General features: G+C 59.6%; 12 protein-coding genes, 1 tRNA gene and 2 pseudogenes. 5 read left to right on the forward strand and 10 right to left on the reverse strand.

Annotated features, from left to right (window positions below; translation table 11 throughout):
- Positions 1-6: 6 nt before the first annotated feature.
- The 3 genes from ACMGGW_RS14750 to ACMGGW_RS14760 all read right to left on the reverse strand — a co-directional run bounded on the left by ACMGGW_RS14750 (position 7) and on the right by ACMGGW_RS14760 (position 3,739).
- Positions 7-837, reverse strand: coding sequence for an alpha/beta fold hydrolase (locus ACMGGW_RS14750; protein WP_043143107.1), 831 nt, complete (start codon positions 835-837; stop codon positions 7-9).
- A 142-nt stretch (positions 838-979) separates the two neighbouring features.
- Positions 980-2,374 (reverse strand): MFS transporter, encoded by a 1,395-nt coding sequence (locus tag ACMGGW_RS14755; protein ID WP_187181963.1) that lies wholly within the window; start codon positions 2,372-2,374, stop codon positions 980-982.
- Positions 2,375-2,548: 174 nt separating this feature from the next.
- Positions 2,549-3,739, reverse strand: coding sequence for a sugar transporter (locus tag ACMGGW_RS14760; RefSeq protein WP_025303485.1), 1,191 nt, complete (start codon positions 3,737-3,739; stop codon positions 2,549-2,551).
- Positions 3,740-4,007: 268 nt separating this feature from the next.
- Here ACMGGW_RS14760 and ACMGGW_RS14765 point away from each other — a divergent pair, with 268 nt between their 5' ends.
- Positions 4,008-4,694: an aspartyl/asparaginyl beta-hydroxylase domain-containing protein gene (locus tag ACMGGW_RS14765; protein ID WP_025303486.1), complete on the forward strand. Its 687-nt coding sequence runs from the start codon at positions 4,008-4,010 to the stop codon at positions 4,692-4,694.
- A 17-nt stretch (positions 4,695-4,711) separates the two neighbouring features.
- Here the strand turns inward: ACMGGW_RS14765 and ACMGGW_RS14770 are convergent, their stop codons facing one another.
- The gene (locus ACMGGW_RS14770) at positions 4,712-5,659 is read right to left on the reverse strand and encodes an aromatic alcohol reductase (RefSeq protein ID WP_060447905.1); all 948 of its coding nucleotides are present in this window, start codon (positions 5,657-5,659) and stop codon (positions 4,712-4,714) included.
- Positions 5,660-5,745: 86 nt separating this feature from the next.
- Here ACMGGW_RS14770 and ACMGGW_RS14775 point away from each other — a divergent pair, with 86 nt between their 5' ends.
- Positions 5,746-6,168, forward strand: coding sequence for a winged helix-turn-helix transcriptional regulator (locus tag ACMGGW_RS14775; RefSeq protein ID WP_049209257.1), 423 nt, complete (start codon positions 5,746-5,748; stop codon positions 6,166-6,168).
- Positions 6,169-6,198: 30 nt separating this feature from the next.
- Here ACMGGW_RS14775 and ACMGGW_RS14780 read toward each other — a convergent pair whose 3' ends face one another.
- The 5 genes from ACMGGW_RS14780 to ACMGGW_RS14800 form a co-directional block, all read right to left on the reverse strand.
- Positions 6,199-6,915, reverse strand: coding sequence for an ABC transporter ATP-binding protein (locus ACMGGW_RS14780; protein ID WP_025303489.1), 717 nt, complete (start codon positions 6,913-6,915; stop codon positions 6,199-6,201).
- Positions 6,912-7,787 (reverse strand): ABC transporter ATP-binding protein, encoded by an 876-nt coding sequence (locus tag ACMGGW_RS14785; RefSeq protein ID WP_025303490.1) that lies wholly within the window; start codon positions 7,785-7,787, stop codon positions 6,912-6,914. Before ACMGGW_RS14785 ends, ACMGGW_RS14780 begins: the two co-directional genes overlap by 4 nt.
- The gene (gene livM, locus ACMGGW_RS14790; protein WP_049209259.1) at positions 7,784-9,070 is read right to left on the reverse strand and encodes a high-affinity branched-chain amino acid ABC transporter permease LivM; all 1,287 of its coding nucleotides are present in this window, start codon (positions 9,068-9,070) and stop codon (positions 7,784-7,786) included. Before livM ends, ACMGGW_RS14785 begins: the two co-directional genes overlap by 4 nt.
- A gap of 10 nt (positions 9,071-9,080) precedes the next feature.
- Positions 9,081-9,995 (reverse strand): ABC transporter permease subunit, encoded by a 915-nt coding sequence (locus tag ACMGGW_RS14795; RefSeq protein WP_004928592.1) that lies wholly within the window; start codon positions 9,993-9,995, stop codon positions 9,081-9,083.
- A gap of 125 nt (positions 9,996-10,120) precedes the next feature.
- A complete protein-coding gene (locus tag ACMGGW_RS14800; protein WP_016927040.1) occupies positions 10,121-11,239 on the reverse strand; it encodes a branched-chain amino acid ABC transporter substrate-binding protein in 1,119 nt (372 codons plus the stop codon).
- A 456-nt stretch (positions 11,240-11,695) separates the two neighbouring features.
- Between ACMGGW_RS14800 and ACMGGW_RS14805 the strand changes: the two genes are divergently transcribed.
- The 3 genes and pseudogenes from ACMGGW_RS14805 to ACMGGW_RS14815 all read left to right on the forward strand — a co-directional run bounded on the left by ACMGGW_RS14805 (position 11,696) and on the right by ACMGGW_RS14815 (position 13,872).
- Positions 11,696-11,771 (forward strand) — tRNA-Asn (locus ACMGGW_RS14805).
- 161 nt (positions 11,772-11,932) lie between these two features.
- Positions 11,933-12,622, forward strand: a pseudogene (locus ACMGGW_RS14810) (tyrosine-type recombinase/integrase); the annotation flags it as partial.
- A 72-nt stretch (positions 12,623-12,694) separates the two neighbouring features.
- Positions 12,695-13,872, forward strand: a protein-coding gene (locus tag ACMGGW_RS14815) for an IS3 family transposase (protein ID WP_197832536.1) whose coding sequence is annotated in 2 segments (ribosomal slippage) — positions 12,695-12,953 and positions 12,953-13,872 — 1,179 coding nt in all. Because the reading frame shifts where the segments join, the coding sequence is not laid out codon by codon here.
- 8 nt (positions 13,873-13,880) lie between these two features.
- Here the strand turns inward: ACMGGW_RS14815 and ACMGGW_RS14820 are convergent.
- Positions 13,881-14,666: pseudogene (locus tag ACMGGW_RS14820) on the reverse strand (ArdC family protein); the annotation flags it as partial.
- Positions 14,667-15,118 lie beyond the last annotated feature (452 nt).

Here is a 15,118-nt window from a genome sequence, read left to right on the forward strand (position 1 = left end):
GCCCCCTTAAAACGGCGAATTCTGGATGAAGGCCAGCAGATCGGCGTTGAAGCGATCGGGATCGACCTGCGCCAAACCGTGAGAACCGCCGGCGTAAACATTCAGCTCCGCCTGTTGCATAAGCTTAGCGGCTTTCAGCGCCGAGGCACCGATCGGCACGATCTGATCGGCGTCACCGTGCACCAGCAGCGTCGGCTTGTCGATCGCCAGCAGATCGGCGGTGTAATCCACTTCGGAGAACGCGCGCACACACTCGTACTGCCCTTTCACGCCGCCCTGCATGCTCATCAGCCAGAAGTGGTCGATCAGCCCCGCATTGCTCTCCACCTCGTCGCAGTGGAGGCCATAGAACGGCACCGCCAAATCTTTGAAGAACTGCGAGCGGTTGCCCGCCACGCCGCTGCGAATGCCGTCGAAGGCCGCCATCGGCGTACCCTCTGGGTTGACCGGCGTTTGCAGCATCAGCGGCGGCACGGCGCCGACCAGCACCACCTTCGCCACCCGATCGCTGCCGTGACGGCCGATGTAGCGCGCCACTTCGCCGCCGCCGGTGGAATGGCCGACCAGGATCAGATCGCGCAGATCCAGCGTTTCGATCAGCAGGGCCAGATCGTCAGCGTATTGATTGATGTCGTTGCCGTGCCAGGTTTGATCGGAACGGCCGTGGCCGCGGCGATCGTGGGCAATCACGCGGAATCCGCTCTGGCCGAAAAACAGCAGCTGGTTGTCCCAGGCGTCGGCGGACAGCGGCCAACCGTGGGAGAACAGGATCGGCTGGCCGCGGCCCCAATCCTTATAGAAAATGCGTGCGCCATCGGGCGCGGTAAGGGTGCTCATGACGTGTTCCCCGCTCGGTATCGAATTGGATTTTGTACGGGTTAACAGTACGGCAGGCGCAAAGGCAGTGATAACGGAATAATTTTCGCATGATCGCGAATTTTTTTGCTGAAGCAGCCGGCGTCACCGCCGGCGCAAAACGTCAGATGTTTTCCAGATCGATGCCGCGCGTTTTCGGGCCGAACAGCCCGATCACCAGCATCACGATCAGCATGCTGGCGACGATAAACGCGATCACCCCCAACGAACCGCCGTACTGCAAGATAATGCCGATGATGATGCTGCTGAACACCGTCGACAGCCGGCTGAAGGAGTAGCAGAAGCCGACGGCGCGGGCGCGGATATGGGTCGGGAAAATCTCGGACTGGTAAGAGTGGTAGCTGTAGGTCAGCCAGGCGTTGGACCAGGTGATGAAGAAACCGCACAGGATCAGCCACAGCGGGTTGTTCTGCAGTGCGAACAGCGAGCCGAAGATCACCGTCACCAGGCAGGACAACACGATCTGCCACTTGTTCTCCATCTTGTCGGCGTAGAAGCTGCACAGCAGCGAGCCCAGCGGGTAAGCCAGCGTGATGAAGAAAGCGTACAGCAGGCTGTGGGTGACCGAAGCACCCTTGCCCGACAGCAGCGCCGGTAGCCAGTTGCCGAAGCCGAAGAAGCCGATGGCCTGAAAGAAGTTCATCACCACCAGCATCAGCGTGCGATCGCGATACTGCGGCGCCCAGATGTCGCGAAAGCGGCCGCGCAGCGGCGCCCCCTCGGCATCGTCCACCGGGCGCGACGGAAAATCCGTGACCGCCACGCCGCAGCGCCGTTCCATGTCCCGCATCACCTGCCGGGCCTGCGCATAGCGCCGCTGCTGCACCAGCCAACGCGGCGACTCCGGCAGCCCCTTGCGCACCAGCCAGATCACCAGCGAAGCCAGCGCGCCGGCGATCACCACGTAGCGCCAGCCGCTCAGGCCCCAAATCGTCTGCGGCACCAGCCACCAGGACATCAGCGCCACCGCCGGCACCGACAGAAACTGCACGAAGAACGCGAAGGCGAAAGCCCGGGTACGCAGGTGCGCGGGGACCCATTCCGTCAGGTAAGTGTCGATGGTCACCAGCTCGATACCGAGCCCAACGCCCACCAGAAAACGCAGAAAGATCACCCATTCCGCCTGCTGTTGAAACGCCAGCAGCAGCGAGAAAGCGCCATACCAGATCAGGGCGAACATAAAGGTGGCGCGCCGGCCGAAGCGATCGGCGTACGGGCTCAGCAGGCTGGCGCCGACGAACAGGCCGAGAAAGGTGGCGGAGGCAAAGGCCGCCTGATCCGATACGCCGAAGACGCCCTGCGCGCCGGTGTGGAAAATGCCGTCGGCGATAAGGCCGGTGCTGATATAGCCGGTCTGGAACAGATCGTAAAGTTCGAAAAAACCGCCCAGCGACAGCAGAATGATAAAGCGCCACAGGCCGGCCGACGCGGGCAAGGCGTCGATTCTGGCCGCCAAATCCCGCGCATGGATCGGCGACGCCGCTACAGATTCACTCACCGTTAACCTCGCATTAACATTTTTGATGACTTTCTATGCTAGCGAAGCGGCGTCGGAGTTAAATTTTTAATTAGCAGACTATGAAAAAAAGTTAAGCATAAAACGCTGCAGCAGCCTGTTTTATAGCAGGAAAATGCAGCGCGGGATGCCGCAGCGGCATCCCGAAGCGGTGGATTAACGACTGTGGTGCTGCTGCAGCCGTTCGCTGCGATAGACGCTCAGCAGGCACCAGCCGAGAGCGATCAGCGCCAACGGCGCGGCGACGAAGCCGATGTTGCCCATGCCCAGATGCAGGCTCACCTGGTTGCCCAGCAGCGCGCCGCTGCCGATGCCGAAGTTGTACAGGCCAGAGAAGATCGCCATCGCCACGTCGGTGGCGTCCGGCGCCAGGCTCAGCACTTTGGCCTGCATCGACAGGCCGATGGCCATGATCGCCATGCCCCAGAAGATGCACAGCACCGTCAGGTGGCTTTCGCTGCCGGCGGCCGGCAACAGCAGCAGCAGGCTCAAGGCCAACAGCACGATGGCGCCGATAAAGAAGCCGGAAGGAAAACGCTCGCTGTAGCGGCTGAACAGCAGGCTGCCGACGATGCCGGCGGCGCCGAACAGCAGCAGCATCAGCGTGGTGAAATTCTCCGACAGCCCGGCCACGGTCTGGATAAACGGCTCGATGTAGCTGTAGGCGGTGAAGTGCGCCGTCACCACGATGATAGTCAGCATGTACAGCGCCACCAGCGCCGGGCGTTTGAACAGCAGCGGCACGCTGGCCAGCGAGCCGGAATGTTCGCTTTTCAGTACCGGCAGCAGGCGCCACAGCAGCACCAGCGCCAGGGTGGCGCACACCGCGATGCCGATAAAGGTCATGCGCCAACCGAGCAACTGCCCCACCACCCGCCCGAGCGGTAGGCCGAGCACCATCGCCAGCGCGGTGCCCCCCGCCAGCAGGCTCAGCGCCTGGGCTTTCTTGCCCGGCGGCGCCACGCGGATCGCCAGCGAGGCGGTGATCGACCAGAACACCGAGTGCGCCAACGCCACGCCGGCGCGCGAGATAACCAGCGTGGTGAAGTCCCAGGCCACGGCGGTCAGCACGTGGCTGGCGATAAACAGCATGAACACGCCGATCAGCAGCTTGCGGCGCTCAATTTTGCTGGTCAGCAGCATGCACGCCAACGAGGCGGCGGCGACGATCCAGGCATAAATGGTAATGATCAGGCCGACCTGTTCGGTTTGCATCGAGAAGCTGGCGGCGATATCGCTCAGCAGACCGACCGGGATAAATTCGGTGGTGTTGAAGATAAAGGCCGAGACGGCGAGGATAACCACGCGCAACCAGGCGGTTGAGCGCGAAACGGGAGCGTGTTCCATGGTAAACAAAATCCGGACAGGTGCGGGCAAGTAGCGATATTTTAACCAACCGGCCCGCTAAATGCGATACGCGTCACACTTTAATTGTGTGGTTTTTTTCGCCGCATTTCGACACATTCGCAGACACACGGTTGCACAAATGCTGTGCTAATCTCTTGAAGCGTACCAATTTTTCCTGCCGCTCTTCCCCTCCGGCCGCCACACACGACGCGCCGCGCCGAAGAACCGCGCGCAGTGTCCCTTTGGCGTTTTCTGAGGCGAGGTCATTATGTCTGCGATTTATGATTGGTCCGTGCTCGCATTGCGCAATGTTTACGATCGCCGCATTCAGGGCAAGCCGGTGCTCGACAGCGCCGCGCTGTTCCCCGACGCCGAACGTTTCACCGCTCAATGGAGGCAGATCCGCGAAGAGGCGCTGACCGTCGCCCACGATCTGCACAATATTCCCCGTTTTCACGAGATCATGATCCAGCAGGAATCGATCTCCGCCAACGACGCGCGCGACTGGCGCATGTTCATCATGAAGGCCTACGGCCAGCCGATTGACCGCAACCTGGCGCGTTGCCCGACGCTGGCGGCGCTGATCGCTTCGTCGCCGGACGTACTGTCCGCCTCGCTCTCCTTCCTCGCGCCCGGCAAGCAGGTGCCGCCCCACCGCGGGCCGTTTCGCGGCATTCTGCGCGGCTATCTGGTGCTGGACATGCCCAAACGCGCCGACGGCGTACCCGCGGCGGTGCTGAAAGTGGACGGCCGCGAATACCGGCTGCACGAAGGGGAGTTCATGCTGTGGGACGATACCTTCGAACACGAGGTGTGGAACGACAGCCCGCAGGTGCGCACCGTGCTGCTGCTGGACATCCGCCGCCGCGACATGCCCGGCGGGCTGCGGCTGCTCTCCAGCGCCATCATCGCCCTGGTGCGGCTGAACGTGCGCTGGATGCAGCGCCAGTTCTGATTCCGGCGCTCAGGCGACTAACCGTCCTGAGAGATCGGCCATTGCTGCGCCAGCCACTGCTCGGCGGTGGTGGTGGCTATGCCCTGGCGCGCATTGAAGGTTTTCGCCTTATCCCAGGCCACGCCGTCGGGGCGGGCGAAAGCCAGCCGGTATTTGGCGCCGACGTCGCGCGGATGGTTCCGCACCTCCTCCTGCAGCCGCTCTTTGTCCAACAAGACTCTGTTGACCTCAACGCCCCAGTGCGCCTGCATGACATCGGCAAGCTCGCGGTAGGTCAGCGTGTCCCCAGCGATATAGACTACCTGGTTGCGAAACGCGGGCCGATGGAAAAAAATCGCGGCCGTCAGCCGGCCAATGTCCTCAGGGGTGGTCAGCGTCACCGCGTAGCGCCAGTCGCCCAGCGCGCGCACCGTTTTGCTTGCCGCGTCCACCACGCCAAAGCCGGGGTCAAACAGGTAGCTGGTGAAAATGCCCGTGGAAACAATCACCCACTCCGTCGCCTTCTGCGCACGCAGCAGGTGGCGCACCTCAAGCTGTTCATCCCACACCTGTTGCCCGCTGCCTTTACCCACGACATCGTAGTCCACGCCGAACTGCCACGGGAAGTAGCGCGCCACGCCCGCCAGCAAGACGGCCTGGGTGATCTTTATCTGCGTGCCCGCCCCGCCGACAAAGCCGCTGCAGTTGATCACCGCGTCGAAGGAACGGAATAGCGCGCTCAGCGCCTCCACGCCGTTTTGCTGCAGATCGCCTTCCACCACGGCGATGCCGAGCCGCGCCAGCGCATCCCGCCGCGCCCGGAGCGGGCCGCTGACGGCGCGTGCAGCCTCCGGCCGGAGCAGCACGCTGATTTTTAAAGATGGAGATAACCGAGCCTGCCGGCTCATCGCACGCAATACCGGCAGCCCCAGTTCACCGGCGCCGAGTATGAGCACGGTATTGATAGATGGATTTGTGGATTTCATTCTTGCCTCCTGTCTTGACACTGCGCCATCCTGACAGCTGACAAAAACGGGTTCAATTAGGTACACGCGTGATACCGGAGAGGAATATGACGAGCGATCGGGAAGCGCTGCTGCAATTTTCGCAGGCGTTCTGTGAAGAACTGAGCAACGACGATGAAGGATTGAAGCGTGAGATCCTCGCGCATGCGGGCAACCGTTGGTCGCTGGGGGTATTGCATATCCTGGGCACTCACGGGCCGCTGCGCCACGGCGAGATAAGCCGCCAATTAGCGGGCGTGACGCAGAGAATGCTGACGCGGACGCTGCGCCATCTCGAGCGGGACGGGTTGATATCGCGCTGCGATTATCAGGAAAAACTGCCCCGCGTGGTTTACACCATCACCGACGCGGGGGAAGAGATGCTGCTCAACATGCTGCCGCTCTGGTCGTGGATTATCGCCTCCGCCGACGCCTTCAGAGCGGCCCGCTCGCGCTACGATGATCAAGAACGAAGCGCCATCGAGGGATGAACGCGGGCATCCCTGCCCGTGGGGCGGCGCTCAGCCGCCGCCCAGATAGGCCTTTCTCACCTCCGGATCGTTCAACAGCTCCTGGCCGCTGCCGGTGAGGCGGATCTGGCCGTTGACCATCACATAACCGCGATCGGACAGCTTCAGCGCGTGGTTGGCGTTCTGTTCCACCAGAAACAGCGTCATGCCGCTGCGGGTCAGCTCGCGCAGCACGCCGAAGATCTGCCGCACCACGATCGGCGCCAGCCCCAGGCTCGGCTCGTCCAACAGCAGTAGCTTCGGCCGGCTCATCAGCGCGCGGGCGATCGCCAACATCTGCTGCTCACCGCCGGACATGGTCATCGCCCGCTGGTTGCGCCGCTCTTTCAGGCGCGGAAACAGCTCGAACATGCGCGGCAAATCCTCCTCCAGGTAGCGATTGCCGACGGTGATGGTGCCCATCAGCAGGTTCTCCTCTACGCTCATGTCCGGAAAGATGCGCCGCCCTTCCGGCGCCTGCGCGATGCCGCTGCTGGCAACAAAGTGCGTGGAGCGGCGGCTGATGTCCTCGCCGCCAAACAGGATCTGCCCGCCGGCGATGCGCGGCTGGCCGAAGATCGACATCAACAGCGTGGATTTGCCCGCGCCGTTGGCGCCGATCAGCGCCACCGTCTCCCCGGCGTTAACCTGCAGCGACACCTTGCGCAGCGCCTGGATCGGCCCGTAAAACACGTCCACTTCGCGAAATTCCAGCATCGCCTCGCTCATCCCGCCAGCTCCTCTTCGTCCGCGCCCAGGTAGGCGGCGATCACCGCCTCGTTGTGCTGGATCTCCTGCGGCGTGCCGCGGGCGATCACGTCGCCGTGATCGAGCACGATCACCCGATCGGAGATCTCCATCACCATGCCCATATCATGCTCGATCAGCAGCACCGTGATGCCGTGATGCTGGCGCAGGAAGCGGATAATGCGGCTCAGCGTGGCCGTCTCCACCGGGTTCAGCCCGGCGGCAGGCTCGTCGAGGCAGATCATCTCCGGCGCGGTGCACATGGCGCGCGCGATCTCCAGCCGCCGCTGCTGGCCGTAGGACATCTCCCCCGCCAGCCGGTTGGCGCAGTCCACCAGATCTACCACCTCCAGCCAGTAGAAGGCGTGATCGAGCGCGGCGCTTTCCGCCCGGCGGTAGCCCGGCGTATTCAGCACCCCGGCGATCAGGTTGCGGTTGCTCTGCATGTGCTGCGCCACCAGCAGGTTCTCCACCACCGACATTTCGCGGAACAGGCGGATATTCTGGAAGGTGCGCGCCAGCCCGGCGCGGTTGACCAGGTGGGTGCCGCCGAACATCTTGTAATAGAGGCGCGAACCGAGCCGCTTCGGGCGTATCCAATCACCGGCGCGAAACTTCTGCCCCAGCACCTGGATCACATCGGTTGGCCGCTTGTGGGTATTGAGCAGGATCGCGCCGCCGGTGGCGCGGTAAAAACCGGTCAGGCAGTTGAACACCGTGGTCTTGCCGGCGCCGTTGGGGCCGATCAGGGCGGTGATGGAGCCGCGCTCCACCTCCAGATTGACGTCGTTCAGCGCCTTGATGCCGCCAAAGCGCATCATCAGGTGTTCCACCCGCAAAATGGCGTCGCTCATGGCGCCACCCCCTTGCGTTCCGCAAAGCTGGCGCGGCTGATGCGCACCAGCCCGCGCGGCCGCCAGATCATCATCGCCACCATCAGCACGCCGAACAACAGCACCCGGTATTCGGCAAAGCTGCGCAGCAGCTCCGGCGCCACCGTCAGCACGAAGGCCGCCAGCACCACGCCAAGGGTAGACCCCATGCCGCCCAATACCACGATCGCCAGGATCAGCGCCGACTCGAAGAAGGTGAACGAGGTCGGATTGACAAAGCCCTGATAGGTGGCGAAAAACACCCCCGCCAGCCCGGCGGTGGAGGCGCCCAGCATAAACGCCGACAGCTTCACCAGCACGTGGTTCAGCCCGAGAGAGCGGCAGGCGATCTCATCTTCGCGCAGCGCCTCCCAGGCGCGGCCGATCGGCATGCGCGTCAGCCGGTGCTTGATGTACAGCACCAGCAGCACCACCAAAAACAGCACCGCGTAGATGAAAATGAACTTGAGATTCGGGTTGTAATCGATGCCGAGAAACTCGTGGATCGGCACGCCGCCGTCTTTGGCGCGCCGGCCGAATTCCAGGCCGAACACCGTCGGCGCCGGCACCGAAATGCCGTTCGGCCCGCCGGTGAGCGACATCCAGTTGTTCAGCACCAGCCGGATGATCTCGCCGAACCCGAGCGTGACGATCGCCAGGTAGTCGCCGTGCATGCGCAGCACCGGGAAACCCAGCAGCGCGCCCGCCAACGCCGCCATCAGCGCCCCCAGCGGCAGCATCGCCCAAAACCCCAGCCCGAGATACTGGTAGCCCAACGCCAACCCGTAGGCGCCGATGGCGTAAAACGCCACGTACCCCAGATCGAGCAGCCCCGCCAACCCGACCACGATGTTCAGCCCCAGCCCGAGCAGCACGTAGATCAGGCCGAGGATCGCCACCGTCAGCAGGTATTTGGTGGCGACGAACGGGAACAGCAGCGCGATCGCCGCCATCAGCGGCAGGAACCAGCGCAGGTTGGATTTATCGCCCAGCGGCCGTACGTAGACGCCGTCGTTGCCGCCGTCGAAGCGCGCCAGCACTCTGCGCCCCGGCGCGGTTTGCAGGAACAGGCTCAGCAGCAGCCGCCCGACCATCACCGCGACGATAATCCACACCAGCCGGTGCGGTTCGAAGTTGAAGCTGTAGCCGTTCAGCACGATGCCGACGATCGGCCCGAACACGATCAGGGCGATCAGCCCGGCCAAGACGGCGTCCAGCAGGCTGCGTTTAACGTCCAGCCCGCCGTTGATCACGGATTGCGACATGGCGTTCTCCTTAAACCTTGGCGATCAGCGGCCGGCCGAGCAGCCCCTGCGGACGGAAGATCAGGATCGCCACCAGCAACCCGAAGGAGAACACGTCCTTGTAATCCGAGTTCACCATGCCGGCGAACTGCGCCTCCGCCACCCCGAGCAGCAGCCCGCCCAGCATCGCGCCCGGCAGCGAGCCGATGCCGCCCAGCACCGCGGCGGTGAAGGCCTTGATACCGATGATAAAGCCGACGTAAAAATCGAAGGTGCCGTAGTTCATGGTGATCAGCACCCCGGCCAGCCCGGCCATGGCAGCACCGATCACAAACACCAGCGAGATCACCCGATCGGTATTGATGCCGAGAATCGAGGCCATTTTGCGATCCTGCTGGGTGGCGCGGCAGATGCGCCCTAGCCGGGTACGCTGAATGATGTAGGTGAGGATCGCCATGCCGAGCAGTGACGCCACCAGAATGAACACCTTGGTGTAGGTGATCTGCACCACGCCGCCGTCGAACTCCAGGCGGAACACGCCGCTCAGCAGCGTCGGGATGCCCTGCTGGCGCGGCCCCTGGCTTATCTGCGCGTAGTTTTGCAGGATTAACGACATGCCGATGGCGGAGATCAGCGGCGCCAGGCGGGTGGAGTTGCGCAGCGGCTTGTAGGCGATGCGCTCGATCACCCAGCCGTACACCCCGGTGATGACGATGGTGAACACCAGCGTGCCGAGGATCAGCAACGGGAACGAGTGCAGCCCGAAGAACGACAGCAGCGCCAAACCGATGGCGCACAGGTAGGCGGAGATCATGTACACCTCGCCGTGAGCGAAGTTGATCATACCGATAATGCCGTAAACCATGGTGTAGCCAATGGCGATCAGGCCATACACCGCACCGAGGGTCAGGCCGTTGATCAGCTGTTGCAGAAAGAATACATCCATAATGAGCAGTCTCGCCTGGTAAGGCCGCCAACGCCGTCCGACGCGGCCCAAAGGTCATCGCGGAACGGGCTCGCCAGGGCGGCGAGCCCGTCTGTCATAGAGTCACAACGTCAGTATTGGGTTGTTCAAAGCTGGTGATATTTGCCCTTGTCATCCCACTGATAGACCACGTAGTCCGAGACCTTCAGGTCGCCCTTCTGATCCCAGGCTTTTTTGCCCATCACGGTGTCGACATCGTGCGACTTCAGCCATTCGGCGGCCTTGGCGCTGTCTTTGCCGCCGGTGGCGTTGAAGGCGGCGGCGATCGCCTGGATCGAGGCATAGGAGTAGAGGGTGTACCCTTCCGGTTCAAAACCGCTGGCGCGGAACTTGGCGATCACCGCCTTGCCTTCCGCGATCTGACGCGGATCGTTGCCGAAGGTCATCAGCACGCCGTTGGTGTACTGCGGCCCGCCGGCGGCGGTCACCAGCTCTTCGGTCACCACGCAGTCGCCGGAGAAGAACTTGGCGGTCACGCCCTGCTCGCGCATCTGGCGCACCAGCGGCCCGGCTTCCGGATGGCAGCCGCCGAAGTAGACCACGTCCGGCTTGACCGAGGCGATCTTGGTCACCAGCGCGTTGAAATCTTTCTCACCGCGCGACAGCCCCTCATACAGCACTTCCTTGACCCCGCGCTTGTTCATTGCCGCCTTCGCTGCGTCCGCCAGCCCCTGGCCGTAGGTGTCTTTATCGTGGATCACCGCGATGCGTTTGGCCTTCAGGGTATCCAGCATGTAGTTGGTGGCGATCACCCCCTGCTGATCGTCGCGCCCGCACATGCGGAACATCGTCTTCATGCCGCGCTCGGTGATCTGCGGGTTGGTGGAGCCGGGGGTAATGGCGATGATGCCGGCCTCGTCATACACCTCGGAGGCGGGCATGGTGGAAGAGGAGCAGAAGTGGCCGACCACCGCCGAGACCTTGTCCTGATCCACCAGCCGGTTGGCGACCGCGACCGCCTGCTTCGGTTCGCAGGCGTCATCCCCCTGCACCAGTTTGATTTTTTCCCCTTTGATGCCGCCGGCGGCGTTGATATCCGCCGCTGCCTGCGAAGCCCCGCGCCAATACTGATCGCCGTATGTGGCGTTCGGCCCGGAGAACGGCCCGGCGACGCCGATGACAATATCGGCCTGCGCGGAAAACGCCGTACCTAAACAACCGATGAGCAAAGCAGCGAGCGGACTTTTTATCAATTTCGATGACATTGTTATCTTCCTCAGCACTGTTGTAGCGAAACGCCCTGGGGCGCGGATCAGTCACTTTATGTGTAGACGGGGAAAATAATTTTCTTGAGAGCGCAGTCGCATTCCCCAAAAATGGGTAAGCAAAAATCCAGCCATTGTGACGACGAATACATATTGTTTGCTTATTCATCCTACATATCAGTTGCGGCGCGGCGTGTGGCGGCGTTAGCCGGGGACTGGGCAATACGGCTAACGCGAGAGGAAGTATGGGAGGGAGAACGGCCCTGCACCATCGCCGTGCAAAGGCGTGTGCAAGCGGCGTCAAAACGATTTGGGATGCAAAAATCAACGCATAGCGATGGAAAATGCCGAAAAACAGCGCAAGGTGCTCATTCCCTCAGCAAACGCACTTTTTTTGCAGTTTAGCGCTTTGACAAACCCCAGGCGCCCCGCTATTATTCGCCCCGTTCACACGATTCCTCTGTAGTTCAGTCGGTAGAACGGCGGACTGTTAATCCGTATGTCACTGGTTCGAGTCCAGTCAGAGGAGCCAAATTCTTGTTTTCATGCATCTTCACGAATCTTTATACGATTTAGATTCAACAGGTTAGCGTGAAAAGTCTTCCCGATGCATTTTCATTTCCCCCTCCGCATCGGGCAAGATTGGTGGTCTGATTTGGGGTCATTTCAGTTCGATTATGGAGTGACCACCATATGTCTCTGAACGACACTAAAATCCGTAGCTTAAAACCATCCGCTAAACCTTTCAAAGTTTCCGATTCTCATGGACTGTACCTTTTAGTCAATCCAGGCGGTTCACGTCTCTGGTATCTCAAATATCGTATCAATGGTAAAGAATCCCGCCTCGGCTTAGGTGCCTATCCCGATGTTTCTCTGGCTTATGCTCGTCAGCAACGTGATGGCATACGCAAGCTGCTGACGCAGAATATCAATCCATCACAGCAACGTATCGCAGAGAAAGCAGCCCGCTCACCGGAAAAAACATTTAAGCACGTTGCATTGAGCTGGCATAAAAGCAACAGAACATGGTCAGAGAACCACGCCTCCCGTCTGCTTGCCAACATGAACAATCATATATTTCCTGTGATAGGACACTTGCCAGTAGCTGAACTGAAACCTCGTCACTTTATCGACCTGCTGAAAGGCATTGAGCAAAAAGGTCTGCTGGAAGTCGCAGCACGTACCCGGCAGCATATGTGCAACATCATGCGTCATGCCGTGCATCAGGGAATGATTGAGAGCAATCCGGCGTCGAATCTCGAAGGTATCATCACAGCACCGGTTAAACGACACTACCCAGCCCTTCCCCTTGAACGACTACCCGAACTATTGAGTCGAATTGATGGTTATCGTCAGGGATGGGAATTAACCCGGCTGGCTGTTTGTAGTGGCACAGTGAATTTGGCCACCTGATTAAAGGTGATATTCTCACCTCAACATAAAATAGGTGACTTAATGAACAAGAGAACTAAGCGTACTTTTACCCCTGAGTTCAGGCTGGAATGTGCACAGCTGATTGTTGATAAGGGTTACTCATATCGACAAGCCAGTGAAGCGGTTAATGTTGGTTCTACCACGCTTGAATCTTGGGTACGCCAGCTCAGACGAGAGCGTCAGGGTATTACGCCTTCTGCCACCCCCATTACCCCAGAGCAGCAGCGTATCCGCGAGCTGGAAAAGCAGGTTCGCCGCCTGGAGGAACAGAATACGATATTAAAAAAGGCTACCGCGCTCTTGATGTCCGACTCACTGAACGGTTCACGATAATTGCCAGGCTGAGTGACAGCCACACGGTAGTCAGACTTTGTTCCGCTCTGGGAGTACACCGTAGCAGTTACCGGTACTGGCAGAAACGATGCGATACTATTAATCCGGCGCGAGTCAGGTTGTACAGCGAGATACGTCGGGCATGGAACCAGAGCCGTGGCTCTGCTGGCGCGCGCACTCTGGCTGAAATGCTGATCCAAAACGGCATTCCGATGAGCCGTTACCGTGCCGGGCGTCTGATGAAATCCCTGAACCTGAGCAGTTGTCAGCCCGGAAAATATCAGTACAAAAATGCCCGTCAGGAGCATACATGCCTGCCGAATCTGCTCGAGCGCCAGTTCGCTGTACCGGAGCCAGACCGGGTATGGTGCGGAGATATTACTTATATCTGGGCAGGAAATCGCTGGTGCTATCTGGCGGTCGTAATGGATCTTTTTGCCCGCAGAGTTATCGGCTGGAGTCTGTCAGCGAATGCCGATACAGCATTGATAAGCAACGCTCTGCGGATGGCATATGAGACGCGTAGCCAACCGCGTGATGTCATGTTCCATAGCGATCAGGGAAGCCAGTATACAGGCCTGAAATATCAGCAACTTCTCTGGCGTTACAGAATAAAGCAAAGCGTCAGTCGGCGGGGAAACTGCTGGGATAACAGCCCGATGGAACGCTTCTTCCGCAGCCTGAAAACAGAATGGGTACCAGCGAATGGCTACGTGGGCAAAGACGAAGCCCGGCGGCAAATCAATCGCTATATATTGAATTACTACAATAGCGTCAGACCACACCACTATAACGGAGGGCTGACGCCGGAAGAATCAGAGAACAGGTACCGTTCTTACTGTAAAACCGTGGCCAATATTACTTGACCACTACATCCCAACTCCGCCACCAGTTCTTCCTCTGCATAATCCGCACTGCCAAACTTCCCTTTCATTTCACGGTTCAGGCGTTTTTTACCCCCGCTCCAGTGAACCAGCTCATGCAGACCGGTAGCGTAGAAGTTAGCTGCATCCGAAAACAGATGGCGCTCCGGTAACCAGACTTCATCAGTTGATGGGCTGAAAAAGGCGTTTTGTCCTTTCTCGATGATGTTTGCGCCACTCTTCCGTAACAGGTTCTCAGCCTGCGGCAACGGGTTAAAGGTTGCTTCCGGGCTTACGGTTTCCGTAGTCAGGGGCAAACCGTCGATTTGCTGAACGTTAAACACGGTGAAAGTTTTCAGCATCGGGATTTGTTCAACGTCTCCGGCGGCGTTTTCCTTCTCCAGCGTAGTGTAGAAAATGGCTGTTGTGCCATGCTCACCCTTGCGAACCTGTCCACCTGCTGCCTGTGCCTGTTTGTAAGTCATCCAGCGGGAATCGCTGAAACCCTGTTTAGATGCGCTGCACCACAGCAACATGATATTCATGCCACTATAAGCCGCACCAGTGGCGTAATTGGAAGGCAGACCAGACATGCCATCTACACGCTGCCACGGGCAGGACCACGGTTTTACACCGCCTTCAAGTGCTGCAATGATGTTGTCGGTAACGGTCTGATAAATGTCGGCTCTGGTTTTAGAAAATTTCGTTTTTGAGGAGCCTGACGGGTCCAGCGGGGATACGCTGGTTGCCGCTGCGGTGTTAGGGGCGCTAGTCTGGGTATGCAGGGAAATCGTCATGGTTTTCTCTCCGTCAGTGTGTGATTTTCGTCTTCGTATCGCCTGACGGTTCGCTTTCCCGGCAGCGTTCTGTCTTGCAAGGGCGCAGAATGCGTGCCATTTACCCTTGCAGGACGGGTTGTGTTGGGAAACGATTAACCGGAAGCCGATACGGGAACGGAAATCACACGGGAGAAAAAACTTGCCCCTGCATAGCCGGGTGTAGCGCCCCTTCCTCCGTAGGGGGAAATGTTCTTGCAGTCATCAGTTGGAGATTTAGATAGGCGGGACTTTAACTTCTCTTGACTAGCACAAGATTAATACATTATTAACATATTGATTTCTTTCTTTTAATCTCTTATCATGAAGAAAATGTGCATTGATTGCGGTAGCTATAGCCAAAATCATCTCAGCTAATTATCTTTAATAACCAGAATTATCGTTAATCCTCTATTTATCCAAGTAACTTAGAT

This window comes from Serratia sp. BNK-4 (assembly GCF_048685115.1).
Taxonomy (GTDB): domain Bacteria; phylum Pseudomonadota; class Gammaproteobacteria; order Enterobacterales; family Enterobacteriaceae; genus Serratia; species Serratia bockelmannii.

What these genes read in the sequence shown, in the direction of transcription:
- ACMGGW_RS14750 (WP_043143107.1), bottom strand. Translation starts at nt 837, where the DNA reads ATGAGCACCCTTACCGCGCCCGATGGCGCACGCATTTTCTATAAGGAT.
- ACMGGW_RS14760 (WP_025303485.1), bottom strand. Translation starts at nt 3,739, where the DNA reads ATGGAACACGCTCCCGTTTCGCGCTCAACCGCCTGGTTGCGCGTGGTT.
- ACMGGW_RS14765 (WP_025303486.1), top strand. Translation starts at nt 4,008, where the DNA reads ATGTCTGCGATTTATGATTGGTCCGTGCTCGCATTGCGCAATGTTTAC.
- ACMGGW_RS14770 (WP_060447905.1), bottom strand. Translation starts at nt 5,659, where the DNA reads ATGAAATCCACAAATCCATCTATCAATACCGTGCTCATACTCGGCGCC.
- ACMGGW_RS14775 (WP_049209257.1), top strand. Translation starts at nt 5,746, where the DNA reads ATGACGAGCGATCGGGAAGCGCTGCTGCAATTTTCGCAGGCGTTCTGT.
- ACMGGW_RS14780 (WP_025303489.1), bottom strand. Translation starts at nt 6,915, where the DNA reads ATGAGCGAGGCGATGCTGGAATTTCGCGAAGTGGACGTGTTTTACGGG.
- ACMGGW_RS14785 (WP_025303490.1), bottom strand. Translation starts at nt 7,787, where the DNA reads ATGAGCGACGCCATTTTGCGGGTGGAACACCTGATGATGCGCTTTGGC.
- livM (WP_049209259.1), bottom strand. Translation starts at nt 9,070, where the DNA reads ATGTCGCAATCCGTGATCAACGGCGGGCTGGACGTTAAACGCAGCCTG.
- ACMGGW_RS14795 (WP_004928592.1), bottom strand. Translation starts at nt 9,995, where the DNA reads ATGGATGTATTCTTTCTGCAACAGCTGATCAACGGCCTGACCCTCGGT.
- ACMGGW_RS14800 (WP_016927040.1), bottom strand. Translation starts at nt 11,239, where the DNA reads ATGTCATCGAAATTGATAAAAAGTCCGCTCGCTGCTTTGCTCATCGGT.